Origin of the sequence: Candidatus Palibaumannia cicadellinicola, assembly GCF_002855795.1 — a bacterium.
In the GTDB taxonomy this organism is placed as follows: domain Bacteria; phylum Pseudomonadota; class Gammaproteobacteria; order Enterobacterales; family Enterobacteriaceae; genus Baumannia; species Baumannia cicadellinicola_C.
Window position 1 is genome coordinate 1 of the sequence record NZ_NJPO01000024.1, and the last position, 5016, is coordinate 5016.

General features: G+C 37.7%; 3 protein-coding genes, 2 tRNA genes and 2 rRNA genes. 5 read left to right on the forward strand and 2 right to left on the reverse strand.

What is annotated here, in order from left to right; genetic code table 11:
• The 4 genes from CEX73_RS00420 to CEX73_RS00435 form a co-directional block, all read left to right on the forward strand.
• Window positions 1-194: ribosomal RNA gene (locus tag CEX73_RS00420) — 23S ribosomal RNA — on the forward strand; the annotation flags it as partial.
• 67 nt (window positions 195-261) lie between these two features.
• Window positions 262-377 (forward strand): 5S ribosomal RNA (gene rrf / locus CEX73_RS00425).
• Window positions 378-442: 65 nt separating this feature from the next.
• Window positions 443-519 (forward strand) — tRNA-Asp (locus CEX73_RS00430).
• A 23-nt stretch (window positions 520-542) separates the two neighbouring features.
• Window positions 543-616 (forward strand) — tRNA-Trp (locus tag CEX73_RS00435).
• A gap of 2 nt (window positions 617-618) precedes the next feature.
• Here the strand turns inward: CEX73_RS00435 and glyS are convergent.
• Entirely contained in the window at window positions 619-2715 is a 2097-nt protein-coding gene (glyS, locus tag CEX73_RS00440) for a glycine--tRNA ligase subunit beta (protein WP_101626674.1), read from the reverse strand.
• Window positions 2716-3645 (reverse strand): glycine--tRNA ligase subunit alpha, encoded by a 930-nt coding sequence (gene glyQ, locus CEX73_RS00445; protein ID WP_101626675.1) that lies wholly within the window; start codon window positions 3643-3645, stop codon window positions 2716-2718.
• Window positions 3646-3815: 170 nt separating this feature from the next.
• Here glyQ and trmA point away from each other — a divergent pair, with 170 nt between their 5' ends.
• Window positions 3816-4937 carry a tRNA (uridine(54)-C5)-methyltransferase TrmA gene (trmA, locus tag CEX73_RS00450; protein WP_101626676.1) on the forward strand — a complete coding sequence of 374 codons (1122 nt, stop codon included), beginning with the start codon at window positions 3816-3818 and terminating at the stop codon, window positions 4935-4937.
• The last annotated feature ends 79 nt before the right edge of the window (window positions 4938-5016 follow it).

A 5016-nucleotide genomic window follows, 5' to 3' on the forward strand; every position in this document is an offset into this window, starting at 1 on the left:
CCGGTAGCTACGTGCGGAAAAGATAACCGCTGAAAGCATCTAAGTGGGAAACTTGCCTCAAGATGAGTCTTCCCTGAGGCTTTAACTTAAGCCTCCTAAAGGGACGTTAAAGACTATAACGTTGATAGGTCAGATGTGTAAGCACTGTGAAGTGTTGAGCTAACTGATACTAATGACCCGTGAGACTTAACCTTACAACACCTAAAATATTTTATTACTTGATTAAAAATTAATATTTAACTAAAATGACTAATAAATGTGCCTGGTAGTAATAGCGCGGTGGTCCCACCTGATACCATACCGAACTCAGAAGTGAAATACCGTAGCGCCGATGGTAGTGTGGGGTTTCCCCATGTGAGAGTAGGAAATTGCCAGGCATCTCCTTATTACTTAATTACTTATTATTAAGTAATAGAAATTACTTCTGACTTTACTTTACTTAGGTGCGGTAGTTCAGTTGGTAAGAATACCGGCCTGTCACGCCGGGGGTCGCGGGTTCAAGTCCCGTCCGCACCGCCATAACTAACTCTATGAGTTTCTTTAGGGGTGTAGTTCAATTAGGTAGAGCACCGGTCTCCAAAACCGGAAGTTGGGAGTTCAAGTCTCTCCACCCCTGTCTTAGTATTTGATCTTTGTGTAATCTTGTAATAGTGAAAAATCAGCAATATTTAAAAATAACAGATGCAACTGATGCAGTAACATTAAACGATTAATACGTATTTCTGTATTTTCAGTCATAATTATGACGTTATTGAAAAACTTTTCTACCGTTTCACGTAGAATCACTAATTCTACTAACGCATCATAATATCGGTATGTATCAAAGAACGGCTGGAGTTTATTACGTAATATAATGATATCGTTCATCAGCTTTAGTTCTTCTTGCTCTTTTAACAGAGTTATTTTAACGTCCACATAAATAATATTTTGATCTTTAGAGAGGATATTAAAAATACGCTTATGTATAGAAGTTAGTATCTGTGCATCTGGATGCTTACTGAATTGACTAATAGCACGCACACGAGCATCAAAATCTATTAGTTTAGTAGGTCTACGAGTGAGTACTGCATGAATAGTATCGCTGCTGTAACCATGTTTTTTATACCAGGAGCGTAAACGATTAAACATAAAATTCATGACATCATCTACTACTGTTTGATTAGTTAATTTATGTTGATATAACAGGACAGCTTTTTTTATTAACAATAGTAAATCTAAAGGTAATTGTTTTTCTATAATAATACGTAGTACACCAAGTGCTGCACGGCGTAGTGCTAATGGATCTTTATTATGTTTCGGATACTGATTAATGCCGAAGAGACCAGTAATGGTATCTATTTTATCAGCAATGGCTACTGCACATGAAATTAATGTTGTAGGTAAATGATCCCCAGAAAAACGTGGTTGATACTGTTCTTTTTGTGCTAGAGCAACAGGCTCTGGTTCACCATCTAGGCGAGCATAATGCATGCCCATAATCCCTTGAATTTCAGGGTATTCACACACAATATTAGTTATCAAGTCACATTTAGATAATAAACCAGCACGTGATGCCTGCTTAACATCAGTAGAAATAATTTTTGCAATCCAGCTAGCCAAAAATGCAATACGAGTACTTTTCTCACGTAGAGTACCTAGTTTCATCTGAAACATCACCGTATCTAGAAGAGATAAGTTATCTTCTAGTCGCCGCTGACGATCGGTATTAAAAAAAAACTCTGCATCTACTAGACGGGAATGAACTACTTTTTCGTTCCCAGCAACAATTGTGTGTATATTGTTTGACTCTATATTCGCGACAAAAATAAAATATGGTAATAGTTGTTTTTTCGTATCATAGACAGGAAAATATTTCTGGTGACTTTTCATCGTGTACACCAGTGCTTCAGTAGGTACTCTCAAGAATTTATCTTCAAAACTCGCAATTAGTACAATAGGCCATTCTACTAATGATGTTACTTCTTCTAATAAAGAATTATTTATATCTACGATACCTCCTACTTTGCTAGCAGCCGCTTCTGCATCGCGACGGATTATTTTCTTACGTAGCTCATAGTCGGCTATTACACGTCCACGTTCTAGAAGTACCTGAGGATAGCAGTCTGCGTGCAATAAGTTTATTTCTGTCTCACCCATGAAGCGATGCCCGCGAATGATACGATCAGAGTTAATGCCTAAGATGTTACCTGGAATTACCTTATCATCTAACAATAAGGTTATAGTACGTACAGGACGGAGGAATTCATAGGGTTGATCTCCCCAGCGCATGATTTTGGGAAAAGATAATGATAATTGAACTAATACGTTACGAATTATGTCGCATAACAGCGATGACAAAGGCTGTGACATAACTAATTTTCTGTAAATTAGCCACTCTCCTTTCTCGGTAGAAAACCGTTCTGCTTGATTGACTGTTATGCCGCAACAGTGTGCCCAGCATATCGCTGCTTTGGTTGGTTTACCCTCTGCATCAAAAGCTTGAGTAATAGCTGGCCCTTTTTTTTCAATATAACTGTCATTATGAGCGTAGTTTATATGAGTTACTTTTAGTGCCAGACGGCGGGGAGTTGCGAACCAATCAACTTGATCATAAATAATATAAGCATTATTTAGTGCGATTTTCACATTAGTTAAAAATATTTTTGCTAATGATCGCAATTCTTTAGCTGGTAACTCTTCTGTGCCAATTTCCACGAGAAAATTTTGTGGCTTCATTTATACCTCTAACTTCTCGTTTTGCTTACACATTGGAAACCCGAGCTCCTTACGCGAAGCATAGTAAGTTTTTGCTACCGTTTTAGTAAGATTTCGGAGACGAAAGATATAGCACTGTCGTTCGGTCACCGAAATCGCCTTACGAGCATCGAGCATATTAAAGTTATGCGCAGCTTTGAGGATACATTCATAAGCAGGCAACGGAAGTGGTTTATCTAGTGTAAGAAGATTGATAGCTTCTTTTTCATACTGTTCAAAAGAACTAAATAACAAATTAACATCGGTGTATTCAAAGTTATAAGTTGACTGCTCAACTTCATTTTGATAAAACATGTCACCATAAGTTATATAACCAAACGTACCTTTATTCCAAATCAAGTCATAAACGCTTTCAACACTTTGTAAAGACATAGCTATTCGCTCGAGGCCGTAAGTGATCTCGCCTGTCACTGGTTGGCACTCAATACCACCTACTTGTTGAAAATAAGTCAATTGAGTTATTTCCATACCGTTGAGCCATACTTCCCAACCTAATCCCCAGGCGCCTAGCGTCTGATTTTCCCAGTTGTCTTCAACAAAGCGGATATCATTAAGATTTAGATCTAGTCCTATTTTTGTCAGAGAATCTATATATATTTCTTGAAAATTTTGGGGTGATGGTTTGATCATAACTTGAAACTGAAAATAATGCTGTAAACGGTTAGGATTAGCTCCATAACGTCCATCGGTGGGACGACGAGACGGTTGAACATAGGCGACAGCAACCGGCTCTGGACCTATAGCTCGTAGGCAGGTCATAGGATGTGAGGTACCAGCGCCGACTTCAACATCTAGTGGTTGAACGATAGTGCAACCTTGACGTGACCAATAATCCTGAAGCGTCATAATCAGGCTCTGAAAGGTAAAAGTATTACCAAAATCATTTGGCATAATGAAAAAACATATAAACGATAATTCAGCAAATGTTACTTAACAAGTAACCATATAATAATGAAATTATGTATCAAATAACAAGAGATTAGCAAATCTTTTTCATACTATAGAAGTATATCCCAGTATTACAACCACATAATTAAATATAAAAAAAAAGGTAAAAGATAATGATGCTAGACACTTTACCCATAAGAGATTATGAACTGCAACTAAAAGAAAAAGTAAAACGCTTGCAACAAAGAATGGCTCCGTTTAATGCTCCTAATATAAGAATATTTCGTTCCCAACCAATACATTACCGCATGCGCGCAGAATTTCGCGTTTGGCATGATGACGACAATCTTTATCATATTATGTTCGATCCGCAAACTAAAAAACGAATCATAGTTGATCATTTTATGGCAGGTAGTTTACTAATGAACGAACTTATGAGGGCTATGATTATGGCTATACGCCCGTCACGAGTTTTACGTACCAAATTATTTCAGCTCAATTATCTAACTACGCTAAGCGGTGAAGCTGTAATAACACTGATTTATCACCAACCACCAGACGAAAAAGAATGGCGCAAGCATGCAGTTAAGCTACGTGAAGATTTACGTGCTAAAGGTTATCGGGTTAATTTAATTAGCCGCGCCGCTAAACAGAAAATTTGCATAGATTACGATTATGTTGAAGAATGTTTGCCGGTATCAGGACGCATGCTGCATTACCGACAAATTGATAATAGCTTCACTCAACCTAATGTCGGAATAAATATTAAGATGCTAGAGTGGGCTTTAGAAACTACTCAAGATTCACAGGAAGATTTACTAGAGCTGTACTGCGGTAATGGCAACTTCTCGTTAGTACTAGCTCGTAATTTCGCGCGTATATTGGCTACAGAAATCGTTAAACAGTCAGTAGAGGCGGCACAGCATAATCTGATTGCTAATAAGATAGATAATGTACAAATTATTCGTATGTCGGCAACAGAGTGTACCCAAGCGATACAAGGAATACGTAAGTTCAAACGTATGAATAATATCCATCTGCATAGTTATGAATGGAAAACTATTTTCGTGAATCCACCGCGCAGTGGCCTAGATGATACTACAACGAAGATGATGCAAGCTTATCAGCGTATTATTTATATTTCTTGTAATCTTGAATCTTTGTGTCAAAATCTGTTGACACTGGCTGCAACACATACAATAGAACAGCTGGCGTTGTTCGATCAATTTCCTTATACCAACCATATAGAATGTGGTTTGTTACTAGTACGTAAAGCTAAAAGCGTTTATTTATAGACTCATGCACATTGACGCGTAGTGTCAATGTAGATAAATAATCTACCAGTAATAGTGCGTACCGCCTACTAAGGTACAC

Bases quoted from the DNA above. Each gene is read 5' to 3' on its own strand.
- glyS (WP_101626674.1), bottom strand. From the start codon at position 2,715: ATGAAGCCACAAAATTTTCTCGTGGAAATTGGCACAGAAGAGTTACCA.
- glyQ (WP_101626675.1), bottom strand. From the start codon at position 3,645: ATGCCAAATGATTTTGGTAATACTTTTACCTTTCAGAGCCTGATTATG.
- trmA (WP_101626676.1), top strand. From the start codon at position 3,816: ATGATGCTAGACACTTTACCCATAAGAGATTATGAACTGCAACTAAAA.